This is a genomic window from Paenibacillus whitsoniae (assembly GCF_003955665.1).
Lineage (GTDB): Bacteria > Bacillota > Bacilli > Paenibacillales > NBRC-103111 > Paenibacillus_E > Paenibacillus_E whitsoniae.
This window is the reverse complement of record NZ_RXHU01000112.1, coordinates 1-17,553: the sequence shown is the minus strand read 5'-3', so window position 1 is coordinate 17,553 and position 17,553 is coordinate 1. Positions and strand designations below refer to the sequence as shown.

The 17,553-nt window shown below is 43.9% G+C and carries 16 protein-coding genes; 7 read left to right on the top strand and 9 right to left on the bottom strand.

Going from position 1 to position 17,553, the window contains the following annotated elements:
• The 3 genes from EJQ19_RS29055 to EJQ19_RS29045 form a co-directional block, all read right to left on the bottom strand.
• On the bottom strand, positions 1–2,570 hold a 2,570-nt coding region (locus EJQ19_RS29055), incomplete at its 3' end, for a phage/plasmid primase, P4 family (RefSeq protein WP_126144736.1).
• Positions 2,571–2,939: 369 nt separating this feature from the next.
• The gene (locus EJQ19_RS29050) at positions 2,940–4,349 is read right to left on the bottom strand and encodes a copper amine oxidase N-terminal domain-containing protein (RefSeq protein ID WP_126144735.1); all 1,410 of its coding nucleotides are present in this window, start codon (positions 4,347–4,349) and stop codon (positions 2,940–2,942) included.
• 35 nt (positions 4,350–4,384) lie between these two features.
• Complete coding sequence (locus EJQ19_RS29045; protein ID WP_126144734.1) at positions 4,385–5,005, bottom strand: EcsC family protein; 621 nt, start codon at positions 5,003–5,005, stop codon at positions 4,385–4,387.
• A gap of 221 nt (positions 5,006–5,226) precedes the next feature.
• On the opposite strand from EJQ19_RS29045, the gene EJQ19_RS29040 reads away from it, so the two are divergent.
• Both EJQ19_RS29040 and EJQ19_RS29035 read left to right on the top strand, forming a co-directional pair.
• Complete coding sequence (locus EJQ19_RS29040) at positions 5,227–5,607, top strand: helix-turn-helix domain-containing protein (RefSeq protein WP_126144733.1); 381 nt, start codon at positions 5,227–5,229, stop codon at positions 5,605–5,607.
• A 60-nt stretch (positions 5,608–5,667) separates the two neighbouring features.
• On the top strand, positions 5,668–5,850 hold the full coding sequence (locus EJQ19_RS29035; protein WP_126144732.1) for a hypothetical protein: 183 nt from the start codon (positions 5,668–5,670) through the stop codon (positions 5,848–5,850).
• A 12-nt stretch (positions 5,851–5,862) separates the two neighbouring features.
• On the opposite strand, the gene EJQ19_RS29030 is transcribed toward EJQ19_RS29035, so the two are convergent.
• The 3 genes from EJQ19_RS29030 to EJQ19_RS29020 all read right to left on the bottom strand — a co-directional run bounded on the left by EJQ19_RS29030 (position 5,863) and on the right by EJQ19_RS29020 (position 8,595).
• Positions 5,863–6,906, bottom strand: coding sequence for a hypothetical protein (locus EJQ19_RS29030; protein ID WP_126144731.1), 1,044 nt, complete (start codon positions 6,904–6,906; stop codon positions 5,863–5,865).
• A 100-nt stretch (positions 6,907–7,006) separates the two neighbouring features.
• Positions 7,007–7,879, bottom strand: a complete 873-nt coding sequence (locus EJQ19_RS29025) for a hypothetical protein (protein WP_126144730.1) — start codon at positions 7,877–7,879, stop codon at positions 7,007–7,009.
• Positions 7,880–8,052: 173 nt separating this feature from the next.
• The gene (locus EJQ19_RS29020; protein WP_126144729.1) at positions 8,053–8,595 is read right to left on the bottom strand and encodes a hypothetical protein; all 543 of its coding nucleotides are present in this window, start codon (positions 8,593–8,595) and stop codon (positions 8,053–8,055) included.
• 409 nt (positions 8,596–9,004) lie between these two features.
• Between EJQ19_RS29020 and EJQ19_RS32060 the strand changes: the two genes are divergently transcribed.
• Entirely contained in the window at positions 9,005–9,181 is a 177-nt protein-coding gene (locus tag EJQ19_RS32060) for a hypothetical protein (RefSeq protein WP_164716798.1), read from the top strand.
• Positions 9,182–9,275: 94 nt separating this feature from the next.
• Here the strand turns inward: EJQ19_RS32060 and EJQ19_RS29015 are convergent, their stop codons facing one another.
• The gene (locus EJQ19_RS29015) at positions 9,276–10,196 is read right to left on the bottom strand and encodes a restriction endonuclease (RefSeq protein WP_126144728.1); all 921 of its coding nucleotides are present in this window, start codon (positions 10,194–10,196) and stop codon (positions 9,276–9,278) included.
• Positions 10,197–10,284: 88 nt separating this feature from the next.
• On the opposite strand from EJQ19_RS29015, the gene EJQ19_RS29010 reads away from it, so the two are divergent.
• Both EJQ19_RS29010 and EJQ19_RS29005 read left to right on the top strand, forming a co-directional pair.
• Positions 10,285–11,397 (top strand): hypothetical protein, encoded by a 1,113-nt coding sequence (locus EJQ19_RS29010; RefSeq protein ID WP_126144727.1) that lies wholly within the window; start codon positions 10,285–10,287, stop codon positions 11,395–11,397.
• Positions 11,398–11,454: 57 nt separating this feature from the next.
• Positions 11,455–12,276, top strand: coding sequence for a NaeI family type II restriction endonuclease (locus tag EJQ19_RS29005; RefSeq protein ID WP_164716796.1), 822 nt, complete (start codon positions 11,455–11,457; stop codon positions 12,274–12,276).
• A gap of 33 nt (positions 12,277–12,309) precedes the next feature.
• Here EJQ19_RS29005 and EJQ19_RS29000 read toward each other — a convergent pair whose 3' ends face one another.
• Positions 12,310–13,551: a DNA cytosine methyltransferase gene (locus EJQ19_RS29000; RefSeq protein ID WP_126144725.1), complete on the bottom strand. Its 1,242-nt coding sequence runs from the start codon at positions 13,549–13,551 to the stop codon at positions 12,310–12,312.
• A 369-nt stretch (positions 13,552–13,920) separates the two neighbouring features.
• On the opposite strand from EJQ19_RS29000, the gene EJQ19_RS28995 reads away from it, so the two are divergent.
• Entirely contained in the window at positions 13,921–15,354 is a 1,434-nt protein-coding gene (locus EJQ19_RS28995; protein WP_126144724.1) for a DNA sulfur modification protein DndB, read from the top strand.
• A gap of 36 nt (positions 15,355–15,390) precedes the next feature.
• The gene (locus EJQ19_RS28990; protein ID WP_126144723.1) at positions 15,391–17,034 is read left to right on the top strand and encodes a DUF6119 family protein; all 1,644 of its coding nucleotides are present in this window, start codon (positions 15,391–15,393) and stop codon (positions 17,032–17,034) included.
• Positions 17,035–17,309: 275 nt separating this feature from the next.
• On the opposite strand, the gene EJQ19_RS32280 is transcribed toward EJQ19_RS28990, so the two are convergent.
• A partial coding sequence (locus tag EJQ19_RS32280; protein WP_206438504.1) for a hypothetical protein occupies positions 17,310–17,553 on the bottom strand: 244 nt, incomplete at its 5' end.

Here is a 17,553-nt window from a genome sequence, read left to right as displayed (position 1 = left end):
TCGAACAGTTGTGGCATCGTGGAACTCTGCTCGGGGTTCCCTTTGCGTCGTTTTTTTAAGGTAATGCCGCTAAAACAGTCGTGACCATTGCTTTTAGTTTCTTTATAGTTAATCCGCTCTTCGTCCAAAACGTTGCGGAACTCTTGCCAAAACCTTCTTTCACTGATTTCGGAAACCCCCGTATGCCGGTTCACTTGACACCAGCGATTGAACTCTTCACGTAGCTGCTTACGGAAGATATTCCCGGCACCTGAAACCGGCTTAATGCATTCGGAGACAAAAGAAAGAATTGGGTTAATGGTTTCGCGATACTCATCCAGAACCTGTTTAGCTGCCTGCGAAGGGCTGAACACGTAATTTTGCGCCCTCAACCGCTTTAAGCCTTTCAAAGCGAAGTTCAGGATGCCTGGTAGTTCGGCCTCCAATTTTTCGCGGAGATGTTTGTCAGCCGAATCGGCATTAAATCTCGCTCGAAAAGGAAGAATGATCAGTCTTCGCGGAAACGCGTGTGATTTGTCCCTGCTGTACGGAAGCCTGTTTGTAGCAAAAACAAGTTTGCAGATCGGCTCGTACATGAAACCCTTACCGTGCTTGACGTCCACGTTAATGGGATCACCGGAAACAATGGCTTTAAAATACTGCGTATTCAGTCCCTTGTTGTCAACCTCGTTTTCAGCCGCAAGATTCAGTATTTTTCCTACTATCTCATGGCGAGTGAAGGGGTTCTCCAGTTCGGTAAGTGGAACGCTGCTTGTATTTCCCTTGCCACAAAGAGCTTTCAGCACGCTAAGGAGAACACTTTTGCCGTTGCTGCCTTGGCCGTACAAAATGAAGGCCTTTTCCGCCCGCGTCTCCGCAGTCAGACAGTATCCGAACATTTCCTGAACGATGTTTACAAGCTCCTGGTCCCCTTGAAAGACCTCGTCGAGGAACTTCAAAAATGTCGGACACTCGGCCTCCGGCGTGTAAGAAATCGGTAGCTGAATGCTTGAATGGTAGCTGCGATCATGCTGCAGCAGTTCGAAGCTATTCAGTGAGAGCATTCCGTTTTGAAGGTTGATGTAGTCGCGTTGTTCATCAAGTTTACCCAGGCACTCGGCTTCGCGAAGGAGGGCTCCGATGTACTGTTCCTCCAACTTCTCCGTCCAGAAATCGGGGACGAGATCATGCAGAAAATCCCGCAGTTTACGTTTGACGTTCAGGCCGCTCAGTTGATTCCAAATGCCTTTATCGTAAAGGTAGAAACGTTCTCCTTCGGCAACTCCGAGTTGAAGCTGGGTTAGTACGTATCGGGCGTACTTGTTCTCATTCATTCCGTCCGGTCTGCCACTATCGTTGATGTAAAAGCCTTTTTCCAGAAGTGAATCCCCACCAGCTTGTGTGTAAGTATGAATCCGTTTGAACTCTTTGAGCGCCTGCTGAAAGGTTCTAAGCGGTGCCTTGGCAGATCGAATTCGCTGTTCTAGACGACCGTAGTCAGCAGGAAACCGATCTTTCAGTGTGAGAAATGCTTGCAGTGCCTGCTTTTCCAAGTGAGCCCCGTGATCCCCGGCTTCCAGACGTGCGACTGCCTCTTGCGCCAGTTGCCGGGCTTTGCCTGCTTGATCAGGTTTTAAGAGTGCTGCCGGACTGTTCGCAGCGTTTCCGTCAGTGTCATGCAGCTTCACTCCGTGGCAACGTTCGATCTGCTCCGGGCCACAGCCGAAGGTTGCGCAGCGGGTGGGTCCTGCTTGTTCTTCGTTCTTCTCAAGCAAGCGGATGCGTGCTTCACTCTGTTCGTCGTGCTTGACAGAAGCCTCGGAGAACGCCAGCGCCGCTTCCGTTTGGCCTGCACGGACGAGCAGACTCACCCAGAGGAACCAATCGTCGTTGCTCAGACCGGTTTCCTGCTGAACCTGCCAGCTTTCGGAGAACTTAGCACAGCCTTCGGTCAATTTACCCAGTGCATCGTTAACCGGCTTAACGCTCTTTTGGCTCGATGGCACAGTCCGGGAGGTCATCTTTCTAATTAGCCATTCCGGAGCGTATGCACAGTCGATCGTTTCCGGAGAGCAGTTATCCTTCCACCAATATACCTTCCCTGTAGCGTGAATGGAGGGGGGAATGACAGTCTGACATCCTTCCCCGAGTAACGAGCATTCCTGATGATTTCCTCCATCAACAGACTGGGACAGCTTCCGCAAGGTCAATCCTTCGGGTATTTTATACAGAAGCCGTCGCCCACTGCCCGTAGTGAACTCCCAAGTTTCTGGCAAGGCACCACCGCTCCAATCGGCCAGTAACTGTTCTCCGCCTTCCCCGTCTACATCGATCCCCACGAAGCCCGACGCACTTCCCAGAACCAGGCCAATGTTACAAGAGGGCCACCAGTTGAACCAATCGGCTACTTCCTTCGGAGTAGTAGAGGTTCGTTTGGACCAGCCCGTAATCATTGGTCTTTTTCCAGGACTATCTCCCGCTAAGTTCGCCGGACTTAGCGGTATCACTGGATACCCTTGCTGGGCAAACCAAAGAGCTGCGGCTTTTCGTTGCTCGTGCGTGTTGCTGTTCTGGATGTAGTTGTCTTGCACGATGTTTTGTCTCCTCTCGCTATCGGTTTATGTCGAACGCAGGGTTTTTCTGCGTCTGGTAAAATGTATAATTGAAGAATTCGAAAATATGCAAAATTCTATTTTATTTTGGAAAAATTCTGAGGCCGAGCTTCTGCAAGTGTTGTAAAAAGCTTTATTCTAAGCGTAATTAGCCAATTTCCCGTGCAAACAGTTGCTTTCTGTAAATTTTCTTTTAACTATCAAATCTCGTTTTAGTAAATTGGTAGTAGCGACAAATAGACATCATTAGTCTCGTTACCAAGTTCAACAGCACATAAAAAGCCGCCTATCCTCGCAAGGGTAGGCGGCTACAACGAGCTATGCATGTTAGAAGGGAAGAAAGCTCGGTTAATTTTTGTACTCTACGAAACGAACGACAGAATCGACTCTGCTGGAGACACCCTGCACGACCTCGATCTTGACGAAGAACGTCTGACCATTAGAAGGCTGTAGTGATTTTCCGGTTTTATCAACCAGGTCTTTAAGACTTATATTCAAGCCATTCTGACCTAAAGGAATTTCCAGCGGTGAGGAAGGCGTGTACGAATAATTCTCTGCCTGAACACTTTTTACGTTAACGTATGTGCCGTTTACGGCACTATCTGTCGTTCGGCGGCTGGTTATGGTGATCTTATCGCCAGTCATGTTTACTTGCAATCCGTCAATCTTGGTCTTCCACGCTTTCTCCAGTTCGGGGATTACGATATTACCAGTATTGCTTCTCGATTGCTCACTTCTCAAATCATACTCATCCGAAGTTTTAATGAGATTACCCGCGGCAAGCAGTACCACAGGTTCCACAACGGGTTTTCCAAGAGCCGTAGTTAGCTCAATCGTGCTTTCCCCAACAGGTACGCCGTTGACGGTAACCTTATCGCCCTTGGCAGCAGGGGCGCTCCCGGCAAAGAATACTTGAAAATAAGTGTCATCAACCCAAGAATTTGAGACGGGTGAGGTCTCGCCACCGGTATGGCCAATAGCCAGCGTCAAGGTCTTGCCATTGTCCAGTGTGAAATCTTTTATTTCGTCAATCTTGAGGAACGTCACATTGACGATGCTAGAATGATAGGCAGAAACATTCTTTACAATATCTTCTGGAGCCGTGGGTTTGGCGATCTTATCCAGGGACAGCGGATTACTGCCTGATGCAAAGAATGTGCTGGAGTTATTGTTGATGGCACGTTCACTATCTACTGGCAGAGATACATGATAGGCTGCAAGTCCAAATTTCAGGCTATCCAGAGCCGAGTCTCCAGCAGAAGGAACTGCGATTTCGCTGTTGCCGTAATCGTCAGCTTTAACGCCACCCCCAAATGGCTTTTCTTGGACAAGAACGGTGCTGGTTTCGGCATCGTAACCGACGAAATACCCAAGTGCTTCCGCTACTGCTCGAGCGGGCAAATACACGCGTCCATCTACGTTTTGGGCTGGAACCTCAAGCTTTTTGAAAAGCTCGCCGTTCAGAAAAATGTCCGTAGCGCCGACACGCAGCTTTACGATCTTGTCGTCCTTGGCAATCGTCACACTCTGCTCGGCTGCGTTCCATTGGATGTGCTGGTCGTCGTTGGCTACGCCGAGGGAGATCAGCAGGTCGCGGAGCGGGATTAAACTGCTTCCGTTGTCAATAAACGGGGTACCATACTCGAAATGGACACTTTCATTATTGATTTTCATTTTCAGTTCGGCAGCAAAGGTGGTTTGCATACATAGTGTTGATGCAATGACGAAACTTATTATGGCGGAAACAATCTTTTTCATGTAAGTTGCGGCTCCTTTAATTGTAGAATAGTGGTCTATTCAATAAATATTTTACGAGCGATTTTGCCCGTGACGTTGGTTGAAACGCCGTCAAATACTGCGCCGGTTACGCCTCCGACGAATGGGATTACTCTGTGCAAGTTAATAACGCCGGTTTTTCCGTACTTGGTGAACAGCCGGAAGCCGACCGCTTCGTTAATTTTTCTGATGCTTTCTGCGGATAGCTTTTTAAGCGCCTGTTCCGAAAATTTTTTGCCGAGCTGGATGCCGACGTCTTTGAGTAATTCGGCGACGGTATTTCCGCACAAGCAGGCATATGCCACCGTCCGAACCTTATCGTCCTTCACGTCATGTCCTCCCATGATGGCGATAGCAGCAACCATCCGAAGCTGGATATACAGGACGGAAGCGATATTGGCGGGAATGGCTATCGGCAGTGTCACAGCACCTCCCAATCCGGTAACAAAACCGGAAGTCGCCGAGCGGGCATTTTGCCAGCGAATGAGCAGATTGACCCGATCTCTCAATTCTCCTTTGTATTGCAGGTATTCCTCCGCCAACTCGTAGGCCGTATTTGTACCCGGAATGCCTCCGGTCAGTGCTTTCTCATAGCCCCAATCCAGCGCCTTGCTTATGCTTTGCTGAGTTACACCCATTCAGCGCCCCTTTCTAAGCTCGTGCTCTTTGCCAGCCACGATTTATCTGCAAAAACAGCATGCTTCGCAACAACTGGCTAAATTCCTACGGAAGCCCCTTGAATTTCCAGTATCTATTTTTGATTATACAAACTTATAAGTTTTGTATCAACCAATTGCGATACTTTGATATTCTTCCAAGTCTCTTGTGACTCGCCTAACCTCAAAGCAGAGGTGACGACATGCCACAAAGGAAAAAGAATGATTTTCAAGTGCTGGTTGGCGCAAAAATACGCGTGGTTCGAAAGAGCAAGGGACTGTCTCAGAAGGAGCTGGCCGATCGGGCGGATCTGATCGACACGTACGTCGGGAGCGTGGAGCGGGGAGAGCGTAACGTTTCGCTGCAATCGCTTGGCAAGATTGCAGGAGCGCTGGGCATTTCGCCGGAGGAGCTTTTTCAGTTTCAGGATGTCGATGTGGAGAATGACCTTTATGAGAGAAAGCAGGCAATAGAAGCTCACAAGGCGCTGCTGTTGGGCCGGAGTTTGCGCGAAATTAAAATGGTGCATCGAATTGTAAAGGACATGCTGGGGACTTTCGACGCAGAGAAAGAGGGTAGGTAGCTACTCCTTCTTTCGGCTTTGCAGCAGAAAGATCATGTCAAGTTGAGTGTCATCGAGCTTTTGCTGAATAGAAGTTTCAATGACGCGCAAGGCAGCTACGATCTCCCTGACGATCTGCGGGTGAAGCGGCTCGTCGGAGCAGCGCAGGTGACCAAGAAAGACGGCGATCAAGTGCTGGCAGGTGTCCATCTGGCTGAGATGATCATCCTCCAGCTCAATTATGCGGGTGTGCGTCTCGGCTAAATGATCCATCCGTTATTCCTTCAGTTGTATCTCAGACACTACATAGTCAGGGCTAATTCTCACTGTTTCGCTCATGTAATATTTCCAGAAGTTAATATCGCGAGAAGGATTATTCGCTTGCTTCGTAAAGGCATCAGTAAGATCGGGGTTGTCAAACCTGAAGTAATTGCGTCCCTTAGCAGCCGAAAACAGGGCAATCATGGCGTACTGAAAGCTGGCATAGTTGCTGATTCCAGCCGTGCCGAGCGGTATTCTCTTCGAAATCTCGTTAATAGACATTATCGCAATCTCGTTTTCGTCCTCCTCCAGCGTGAGCAGAAGGCAGGCAAAAAGAACATCGGCATTGGCACGGTGTACAATCTTGTTTCGATCGAACCGCTTGGGAGCGAACGTATCCCACGAAAACTGTTTAATGGCGGGCTCAATTCTCCGGCCTGTTGTAGCAGGCTTCCCCAAAATAAGCATGTTTCCTCCAAAAACCCGAAGAAATTTGTCCAGCATTCGCTTTCGGTCTCCATCCACTTCGATTTTTGTAGCCATTATGTTTACAAAGTCGGTAAAGCCTTGTACATCCCCGACCTGATTAGGACGGCTGTGCCACTCCCAGGAGGACCTTGCCCCGGAAATCAGCAAATTCATCGCTTGAAAATGCTGCCTGTCCATGTTTGCGGCGAGATCCGGCAGCATCAGGTGCGTTACGAAAGTGACCGGTATGACAAAAGGATGATCCGACAGGCGATGCTGCCAAAAAGCAAATATTTTGGTCAAATCCTGCGCGTCCGCCTGGATAAATTCCTCCCAATGCTCCTGCATTTTGGCAATGACCCTTTTGTGCGTTTTTACGTTGTTGTGCTTTCCGTAATGTCCGTACTTCCATTCCAGCGCATCTTTAATATGCTCAGGCGTGATCGAAGGGGGAGAAGCAAATATCCGTTTCCATTCCTCGTAGGGCTCATCCGGATATTGGGCGAGGGGGTACTTTGAAAGACATTCATCAAGCTTGCTGTTTATTGTTTGCGCAATAGCTTTCTTTTCTTTTTCATTTAATGTAAGCACGATAGGGCTACCTCCATCTTTCGAAGCTAATTCTGTGGGGAATAGAATCGGTACGTAGAGAGCGAAAAACTCGGCTAATTGAAGCAGATGCGAAGGACTTTTATTGCGACATTGCGCGATGCGTGAGTTGCTGAAGTTGCCCCTCGGTCAGAAACGGGTCATTCAACTGCATAATCAGGGGATTTTTATGAATCTGACCGAGCCATGATAAGGCGCTAGCGAGTTCGCTTCCCTGGTATTTAGGCTCGTATTCAAAGCATTCGTCTTCCATGAAGAAGTCAGCGTTTTGCCTGAGTTCGTCAACGATCATGCAAAAATCGGTACCATCGACGTAGGGATTCATTCCTTGGGGAGAAGTTGTCCGCAAAATGACGCGAACAAAATGGGTGGGGAGGGTGGATTGCGAACGCCAGTGGTTGGTTTGTTCGAGTGCCAGTGGCAGGAACGGTGCCGCGGCGCAATCGGCGGTGAATGGTCTGATGGCTGCGGCCATGACCCAAACATGGTCGATGGTGCCAGGATCAGTGACCGAACCTGACTGTCGCTCGAAAGTTTCTGTCAGCTTTTGAAGGATAAGTTCGTTTTCATCGAGGCGGCATCGGCTTCGCAGCCACTTCTCTGTCTCCGGCTCAAGGTGGGACCTCTCTGCAAAAACAAATACCATGCTCTCGTTATCCAGCATAAATGCTGCCTTGTACATCTGGCAGTTAGGGGCGAGTGTGTGTAGCTCGGCGTACTCCAGATGAAGGGAGGGGATGGGTACTGATTCCTGCTGCTTTGGATAAACCGAATCAGGCAGGCGATCTTCTGCTTCCAGTACAAACATTTGGTAGCGTTCTGCTAAGTCGTCATCCGCTTCGATTGAATCTAGCAACTGTCGGTAATAGCATTCGACGTAGTCAATCACAGCTGCTGAATGGGTGCCTCGGAAACGGATGTTATCGAAGTCCTGCAAGGTTTTGATGATGTACATGGGTGAAGCCTCCTCGTAAATAAGATATTGGACGCGTGAAATGGGCTTGTCCAAAATCATAATATTTACTTGTAAGTCGGCTTGTAGCGGCTACGGCTCACAAGATTGATGTGAAATGTGGTTGATTAAGGAACTAAAAGACCCCTATCCAAAATGGATAGGGGTCGGTAGGCTTAATGTTGAGGGGAGGAATCCTCATAGACCACAGAAACGGCAGAAGGGAAGTCCTCATCACTTTCATTGTCATCGATGACAGAATCATGGCCGGAAATGACTACAGACGCAATTTTGCCGCTGCCATCGGAAAGATAAGTTACCTCGTCAAACGAGATGCTGGTCCTTTGGCTGAAATCCAGCTTAAAGACTTCCGCAATTTCCTCGACAAGATCCTTGCAGTAAATCCCTTGTTTCTTGCCGATTTCATTCAGGCGGAAGCTTTCTGGGCGGGATGATTCACAGCCCTTGACGGCAATTCCATTGTCGGTAAATGCAAGCTCCACGCACTTTGGAGAACCGATTTTCTGGATGATTTCGGCGGCGAAGACGATGCGATTGCCGTTTCTCAAAGTTTTGACGATAGTAAACATGGCATCGCCACCTGCTGTCTTTTTGGTCGGTTTGCTCAAAACCGGCCTGAAACCAAAAGCGCTGAGATTGCCAGCTTTGGTTTCTTCGTTGGTTTGGTTGTTGGTTGTGTTTGCTTGGTTCATTTCCATGATGTAATCGCTCCTTGTTAGTTGTTGTGGCACCAAGTTCCCGTAAAGGGAGTGCAGTGAATGTTGGTACGATTGTATATCTATTCTTCATTACGTTTGAGTATGACAAAATATAAAATACATAAAATCTCCTATGCTTAGTTTTGGAGGGGAATAGAATAAAATGAAAGCAACGCGGTTATAAAATGAAAGTAACGGCTGGTTTTAAAAGCGAATGGGAGGCGCAATGATATGTGGAAAAAAAACGATAGGCAGGAAGCAAATCTCTTGATGCTAGATGAGCATTGTACTCGTGCAATGAAATCAAAGTTGCATGAAAGGGTGCCACGTAGTAAGCACAGCCGCGGACATCGTAGGAGATAAGGTAAGCATCGACAATTATTTCTTTATTTCGGATAGGGGTGTCATTGTGCTTAAATCAACATTTTCCCTTGTTAACATTGAGTTAAGAGATTTCATCGCTAGAAGCACGGGTATTAATGTAGAAACGGTTCTTCGTGTACTTGAAGCAGAGAATCTGTATTTCGCTTCATCTGGAATGATGCACGCGGGTGCTTCTTCAATGATTGATGACAATGACTACTAAGTGTGATATTCTCCTGTAATAAGGCGATTTCAACAAAAAAATGAGAAAAATCAAGCAGGTAGGGACTTCAACTAAGTACCCAACCTGCTCTTTTTTAATGTTTGTTTTTACTAGTAATCGCATCAAAATAAATATAGCCTTTTGTTTGGGCCGCCCTAATCTTTGAATCTAGCATATCTTTTAAAGAGATATTACCTCCAAAAACAAAGCTCAAGTCACCACCATCAATAAGTATTGTTTTACTGCACTTACCCGCAGTAAGCGCAGCGACGGAATCGCGAGAGAAACCGTTTATTGATACGAAGAAGCCCCGGCCATACATCTTTCCTTCTACTTTATGAGCGAAGTGGAAAAGTGAATCGCTCGCTGTAAGGGCATCGTGCCATTTAGCTTCGACGATATAGTTCTCGCCGTCAAATTTAATGGCTCCGTCGATCTGCTCGCCTTGTATCTTGAACGGTTCTGCTGTTATAAGGCCTTCGTACTCTGCTAGATGCTGAAGCAGCTTTTCTAACCGATATCCCCTCTCTTGAGTAGAAACATTGGCAGAATTAAAGAGTTGAATAAATGAGTCATTCAGATCTGACATTTTGATCTTTTGTCGCTGGTTTGCTCTTGTAGTCTCCTGTTGTCTTCGCTCTTCTTTTGTCTTCGCATCGCGTATTTCTTGTACTTGTTTCAGATGATTAATTTGACGCACGGCTTCGGCTTCATCAAGCTTCTTTATTTTTTTGAAATAGTATGGGTCAAAATGATTCCAAGAAATCAAAGAAGCAAGCATGGCACGGAATTGTCCAATCCCCCCATCATCACGAGAGTGGAGGGACTGGAACACTCGATCAATAATTTGGGACCTACTTAGATTATCCTCGACATAGTTTTTAACTATGGCCAAATCGCGGCTTGTACAACTATTATTTTTGAAAAAGTCGATGATGTGCTCTTTTGGCCAGAAAATAGCCAGTATACAGGTTCTCATTGAGTCTGTTATGTCTTTTGGAAACCGAGCGGTCATGAAAATTTTACAACTCCTCATAGAAAGCTATTATAATAAAATGGTAAAATAGTCCTGAGCGTAAAAGTCTGTTAAAGTAGGTGAGCTAATGACAGTCGAAAATCAGCGACTCTATGATACTATTTTATCAAAAATATACAAGAATTATGAAGATGTAAGCCTAGAAGAATTCAAGCGATTATCAGAAGTTATTTGCAGCAGATATTCCGGTGGTGACCTTATTTTAGATCAATTATCCAATGAAGAATTGATTAGGAATATGGACTACTTTGCAAGGTCGTACTTTGAGCTAGCAAAGTACAAAAAAATATGGGGTGTCGGTTCAAAACACTATATACTCAGCAATTTATATAAATCGAGTCATGGACTAAGCTCAGAGAGCCGAAGAAAGATTTTCATCGAAAAAGAGATGTTTATCGAGCAAGATAACATTGGATTCGGGAATAGATCTGGGTTTGCTCATTTTAAGTTTTTTGTAAGAGCGAATATCCCATACTTACTACTAGTACACGAGTACGGATATAACAGTATTACTAATAAGGTAGAAGAATTAGTGTCCACGATCGACAATGATTTTCTACATGATATCGGTTTTGATGTTATTAAGGATGAAGTGCAGATTTATTACAAGGATACAGGTAGTCATTATGAACAAGTGACGCTTCAGTTAGGGATTAAGAGTCCAGAATGGAGAAGTCTTGAAGTTTATGAGCAGGTTTGGTTTGACCAGACCTGGGATACAGTTGGTCACGTGACGGATGAGCGGAGCCAACATGCGTATTTCTTTGAAAAAGGTAAGCAATTCGACGCATATAATTCTATTATGGATATCCTTGCGAACGTCAAAAAAGAGTTAATTATTGTCGATAACTATATTGATTCAAGTCTATTCCTCATGTTGGGGGTTGTACCACCTACCGTTTCAATTTTGATACTAACTTCAAAAATGCACGGAGATGCGTCGGTAGCTATAGAGAAATTTAAGGCTCAAAGAGGAAATTTTGAGTGGAGTAAAGCAAAGGATTTCCACGATAGATATATATTTGCTGATGAAGGCTGCTATTTACTTGGGGCGTCAATTAAGGATTTTGCCAATAAAGCCACTACTCTGGTAGCAATTAAAGAAAAGCCGGTCATTAAACTAATGAAAAACTACGCAAAGGAGAAGTTTGAAGAGGGATTATCGAGAAAATTTGATTAGTAACCTTCTGCTGCTGTAAGGAAGTACCAATGAAGCCGAATAGGAGAGGGAGATCAAGTGCAACAATTAAACTTTTTTACTGAAAATACCGACCAGGAATTAGACAAGGTTATCACGTTCTTAAAGGGTATCCCAAATTTTGAGCGGAAGTTAGGCCGGATACTTAGAAAGTCAATTGATGAGGTCGTAAATGGCAGATATACGGGAAGATACAGCATTGAGCAATTGGATAAAACTGAAAAAACGTACATTGGAACTCGTGTTCAACATATGCTTCAGCATGAGCTGGACTTGCCCTATGGAGAAGTTATGGATGCATTAGTTGATGGGATTGAAGTTGATATAAAGTTCACAATCGGAAAGAATTGGACAATTCCATTAGAAGCGGATGGTCACATTTGCTTGCTTATTTCTGCTGACGATAATAAGTCAATTTTTCAAGCCGGATGTTTGAGAATTTCTTCAGAGGTGTTAAACTCGGGAAAAAATAGGGATAGTAAGAGGACGATTAATGCCGAAGGAAGGGAACTAATTACTTGGCTTGTATCCAACGGATCTTTACCAGGGAATGCACTGCTAAAACTAGACCCTGAAGTAATTAAAAAAGTTTACTCCAAGAAATCCGGACAAGAAAGAATTAATGAGTTATTTCGTTCTTGTCCAGGAATTGTCTTCAATGGCGCAGCAATTGAATCTGTTGCAATGCAAAAGGATTCGTCCAAGCGAGTTCGAGATGCACGTAATATTTGGCTAAAGCCCGAGGGAATTAGTATTTATTCCGGTAAATATGACAATGATAAGTTGCTGGAAAAAGGGCTGAGCCCATTAGAAAAAGATGAGTTTATGTCATTTTATGATCTTGAGAGTGAAACAAACTAGGGACTGTCTCTGACGACAGTCCCTAGTTTTTGTTTAGTGAGCCATACTATAAATCTCTGAAGACTCCTTGATTTCTGTTACAACAACAGACTCAGAGAAGACTTCCTCTATTACTTGCTGTAACAATGTGTTGAATTCTGAGGTTGACATTCGGTTCCTATCTTTTTTCAGTTCTGCTGCCGGAATGCGGTCCAACTGCCTGGCTAGATTATTCGCTACGGCTTGCGCCAACATGGGCGGGACCGCATTGCCTATTTGTCTTGCAATCTCCGTCTTTGATCCGACAAAAATGAATTCATCATTAAAAGTCTGGAGCCGTGCCGCTTCGCGATGGGTCAATGGACGATGGGCTTCGGGATGTAAATAGCAACCTTTCTCAGGCTTGAAAAATTCCGTTCTAATGGTATATGCCGGTTCCTCCCAGCGCAGTCTTCCAAAAACGTCCGTACTCCCCGAAGGTTTCTCCAGCCAACACCGCGGCGTAATCTCCGGCGCTTGCCGCATCAGATCGAACCGGTTTCCGCCCGGCGGAATTAATCGATAGCGCCTGAGCGAAATCTCCGTAGGGTTCCTTCCAAAATGAAGGTTCTGGAACTCCGTCTCTTCCGGTGAAGGGGACTCCAATGTCGTTGTGTCAGGGTATAACGGTAAATCTGAGATGGCATCTCTCACATTTCTGCGAACTGTGAGAGGCATCGGAAATGTAGGAAGATGCGAACCCAGCAAACCGACTATAAAAGCTCTCACTCTTCGCTGGGGGACACCATATTCGACGGCCTTGAGTTCCCGGTAATTTATCGTGTATCCCATTCTCTCGGCAAGAGTTCTTATTGCAATCGCTTCTCTCGATCGCAGTAACTCCGGAACATTTTCTATTACAAATGCAATAGGCTTCACTTGGGCTACAACTCGCATGTACTCTTGCCAGAGTTGATTCATTCGCAGGTGTTCGTCTCTTGGAGATATCTTGCCCAAAGGTGAAAATCCTTGGCATGGAGGACCGCCAATAATAATATCCGCTTTTAGGCTAACCGTACCGAGTTTTCTGATATCATCGTTGAATACATATCCCGGTCTGGCTATATCCAGCATTTCATTTTGCAGAAGATCGTTTTCGATTATGTGGTGATTAAAATTTTTAGCGTAGGTTCGAGCGGCAGCTTGGTCAAATTCAACTGCAAAAACCGATTTATATCTTCCGGTATTGTTGAAGCCCAAGGAAAGTCCGCCCGCTCCCGAAAATAAGTCGATAGTTTTATAGGTTCTCTTGGACATACTGTCGTTAGCTCCTTTCCGAGATAGTTCAACAAAAATGTATCTTTTATAATAACATATTTAGCGAATTGCTTCCTCAATTAGTTTAACACAGAACAAATGTTCCTGTAAACGAATTTGGAATATAAAGGATTACTTCATCTTTTTGTTAAAGGTTTATATTTTGGATAATGATCACTACTATTCTTTGTTAAACGATTTTTTGGTTAAATAAAATCCTGGATCAAAAAATAATATAATTTAATTATCCTGGATTAAAAAATATATTCCCTGGAATTAAAAATAAATCATCCTGGGGTGTTTACATATCTTTCTATTCCTAATATAATAGGCTCATAGTTTAATATTTCCTATTAGGGGGAATCGCACATGGTAGCAGGTACAAATGAAGGAACAAGGCCATTAAGTGAACTAATTTCTCGTGGCGACACAACGGAACTACAAGTAAAGGCGTTTCTTTGTAATAACCTGGGTCATACTACATTCCTTGCAAAAATTCCGATGTATGAATTTTATCGCATGTCTGATGTTGCCAATGAACGTAGTGAGCATGGTGAACCTGTTGCACAGCGTAAACTGGATATAAAGCACGCGACAGACTTGGCCCGCTACATTTTAAAAGGTTTAATAGCTACAACGATTCTTCAAAACAGTGAAGATAGAGGACCTATCATGAAAGCAAGGGAACGGTTGAGGGAGAAAATTGGGAAGCAGCCGTATCTTGCATTGCAACCGATTGTTGCTAATTTAAGAACAGCTGGTGTGAATGGAAGTAATTTAAGAGCTCAGCAACTTGAGACGAAAGATCATGAAGGTATAGGGATTAGACTTTGGCTGGGGCAAAAGGACATTCTCTGGGTAGTTGATGGGCAACATCGCCGAAAAGCAATTCAAATGGTTATTGAATTTTTGGAAGAGGCTAGATTAGAGCAAAAATATCCTCCTAAGAAGCAATCGTTGTTTCCTCATAATAAAGATGACCGAGCAATTCCACATGATGAGCTTTCAGTGTGGATGGAGTGTTATGAACTAACTCGGGGTCATTGTACTGTTAGTGTAGAGACTCATTTGGGCTTAAATATTATTGAGGAGAGACAGTTATTTCATGATTTAAATAACTTGGCGAAAAAGGTAGAAAAGAGTCTGGCATTGGAGTTTGATAGCTCAAATCCAGTAAACGCTTTTATAAAAGAGATTCTAATTGATAGCGGTCTCCTTAAAGTTTCATCGACCGAAAAAGTTGACTGGGAAGATGATGATGGGTCCATGACAAGGAAGGATATTGTTGCTATTAATGCACACTTAATTTTAAATAAATCCAACATTAATGGGGCAGCACCGGCATTGGTTAAGGATCGGCTTGGAGTTGCAAAGCGCTTTTGGGAGGCAGTTGTTCAGATCCCTGGTTTTGGTGAAGAAAAGGCCAAACTTACAACAGTTTCTGCCCAGCCAGTCGTTTTAAAAGCAATTGCTAAGCTTACCTATGATTTTGCTTTAGGAAGACAACTCAACGCGGAGCTATTGGACAAGCTATTAGATGGCATTACGGATATTGACTTTAGTCATGATAATCCTATGTGGAGATATTATCAATTAACCAATCAAGAGATCGAATCCTACGGTCTAAACGAACTAGGAAAGTATTTACCTGATAATTCTACAGGAAATAGAGATGTGGGTAACTTCGATGCGGAAACAAAACGGATGAGATTTGGAGCCAAGCACAATGATATATACCCCATTATTGGTGATATGATTCGCTGGAAGTTAGGGCTTCCTAACCGTCAGGAAATACGCAATTAAATACACTCAAAAGCTGAAATGATAAGGGGTGTTTAGGTGGCCGCAATTAATTTATACAAAATCCTTGCAAATAAACATAATGATATCACCGATTATTTAAGAACGAACTATATAGTTATCGGGGAGCGTCAGGTTCAGGTTGATATTGGTATAGATTCAGAGACCGGGGAAATTATTCAAGCGAATTATCAGTTGTCCCTTTATTTTGGAGCAGGTACCGATGGCAAGCCATTGTCCTGGAATTGGGCACTGAACTTGTTTGGTCATCAAGAACTTTCGACCGATGGAACTCCAAAAGCCGTCATTGTAATTCAAGCAGGGGAAAATAAATTTGCGGTCACCTTTGGACACTCTTACTTTAGAATTGACCAATTCTCGGACAAGGAGTGGGCGTTTGAGTTTGCAAGACGCTTAAAATACAAGAATGTTAGAACTACAGCTGTAACAAATCCTAACTCCCAGAGAAATAGGACAATAAACACCTATTTAGAGTATGAAAATTTGGATTTAAGCAGCGGAGAAGCTTTGACAAAATTAAAGGCGAATATTGAACTGCCTGTGGACTTTGAACTGTTCTCTGATGTCATTGAAATTGGAAATTCAATTCGAGTTAATTCGGATAACCTAACGTTAGAAAAGATAGTAAAAATAGTATTGTTTATTGAAGATATTAGAATGAATGAAGAAGTAAAAGTAAAAATTCCTTTCTTTAAAATCGTAAAGGAACAGGAGGAAGTACAGGTCCTCAAAGGTCAAATGCTACAGGATTTTGAGATTAATAACATGTCGATTGATTTTTCAGAGTACCAAATTTATGCGACAAGGGTTGTATTCCGAGATAATCATGAGTATGAGTATCGACACAAATATAAGCAGGCTAAGTGTGATAAGGTTACTCTTGAAACAGTTGAGAATTTTATGCGGGAACATGAGTTCAGCATAAATAATGACCTCTTGGATATTCGAGTAGCAGTTTTTGAGGATGGCCGAAGTATTTATTCAACAACAATTGAAAAGCTCATTTATTACACGCATGAGCAAGCACACGCATTGCTTGCTGATGGCTCATGGTATATATACAATGAAGACTATTTGCAATATTTGAAAGACTCAGTAGCAGAAATTTCAGCTGAATATGAGGCACAGTATGATTATAGTCAAACTGCACATAACGAATTCCTTGAGCAGATATTTCAAGGCGAACGCGAAAATGGGGAATACCGGGATCTAGATGATAGCGTCATTCGAAAAAAGATATCCCAAAAACACTATAAGGAAAGATACTACAATAACTGGCTTGTTGATTTGGGATTCTCAAATTTTGATCGGGAGTTAGAAGCGTTAGGAAAGCATCGACTTGAAGTTATGGACCTATATAAGGAAAATTCCATGTTTGCAGTGAAGTTCGGGAAGAGTTCCGGGAAATTATGTTATGCTGTTGATCAATCTATCGAAGCTATTAAGGCTTATCATAGAGGTGACATTGAAATAGAAGGTGAAATAGAGAACGTCTACTTATGGCTAGTTTTGGAACGGGGCGACTTACCGTTAATTGATGGACAACCCGATATAAATGACCTGAACATGCTCATCTTGAAGAATAAACTGGATCAATGGAAAAAGGAAGTAAGGTTACTAGGATATCGTCCGAAAATTAAAATAAACTATGCTCGAAATTAAAAGAGGGGAGAGTAGCCATTAGGTCTAAGACTAATGGCTATTTCGTGTAAAATTGTTTCTTAGAGTTTAGTGGTAAGTTAAGAATACCATGAGTGACTTCAGCTTACGAATAATAAAGTGGTGCAAATAATACAAAGGCAAATTTATTAAGCGTTGGGGTACAGAATTTCGCCTTAGGGATGATACGCTGAACCGTATCACAAATGACGCAAAATTTTTGGGATTGGAAAATGCTAAGTCACAAAGAAAGGAAACCATGCGATAGCCCTTAAAACTTAAAGATAGAGCGATAAGCCACCATGACAGAATTTGCATGCATAAAGAAGCTTCCATTCCACTAGATTGTGGATTTGGAAGCTTCTTTGCACATAGTTTGGGTCTATCTCATTCGCAGTGTTCTTTTTAATCAGGCTCATTCTTCTTAATCCTAATCTACTAATTGACGGAACTTGTGCCAGTACCTTTACCAATGCCCCCTGTGCCGCCAGTACCTTTACCAGTGCCCCCTGTGCCGCCAGT

Coding starts and splice junctions, on each gene's coding strand:
- EJQ19_RS29050 (WP_126144735.1), bottom strand. CDS start 4,349: ATGAAAAAGATTGTTTCCGCCATAATAAGTTTCGTCATTGCATCAACA.
- EJQ19_RS29045 (WP_126144734.1), bottom strand. CDS start 5,005: ATGGGTGTAACTCAGCAAAGCATAAGCAAGGCGCTGGATTGGGGCTAT.
- EJQ19_RS29040 (WP_126144733.1), top strand. CDS start 5,227: ATGCCACAAAGGAAAAAGAATGATTTTCAAGTGCTGGTTGGCGCAAAA.
- EJQ19_RS29025 (WP_126144730.1), bottom strand. CDS start 7,879: ATGTACATCATCAAAACCTTGCAGGACTTCGATAACATCCGTTTCCGA.
- EJQ19_RS29020 (WP_126144729.1), bottom strand. CDS start 8,595: ATGGAAATGAACCAAGCAAACACAACCAACAACCAAACCAACGAAGAA.
- EJQ19_RS29015 (WP_126144728.1), bottom strand. CDS start 10,196: ATGACCGCTCGGTTTCCAAAAGACATAACAGACTCAATGAGAACCTGT.
- EJQ19_RS29010 (WP_126144727.1), top strand. CDS start 10,285: ATGACAGTCGAAAATCAGCGACTCTATGATACTATTTTATCAAAAATA.
- EJQ19_RS29000 (WP_126144725.1), bottom strand. CDS start 13,551: ATGTCCAAGAGAACCTATAAAACTATCGACTTATTTTCGGGAGCGGGC.
- EJQ19_RS28995 (WP_126144724.1), top strand. CDS start 13,921: ATGGTAGCAGGTACAAATGAAGGAACAAGGCCATTAAGTGAACTAATT.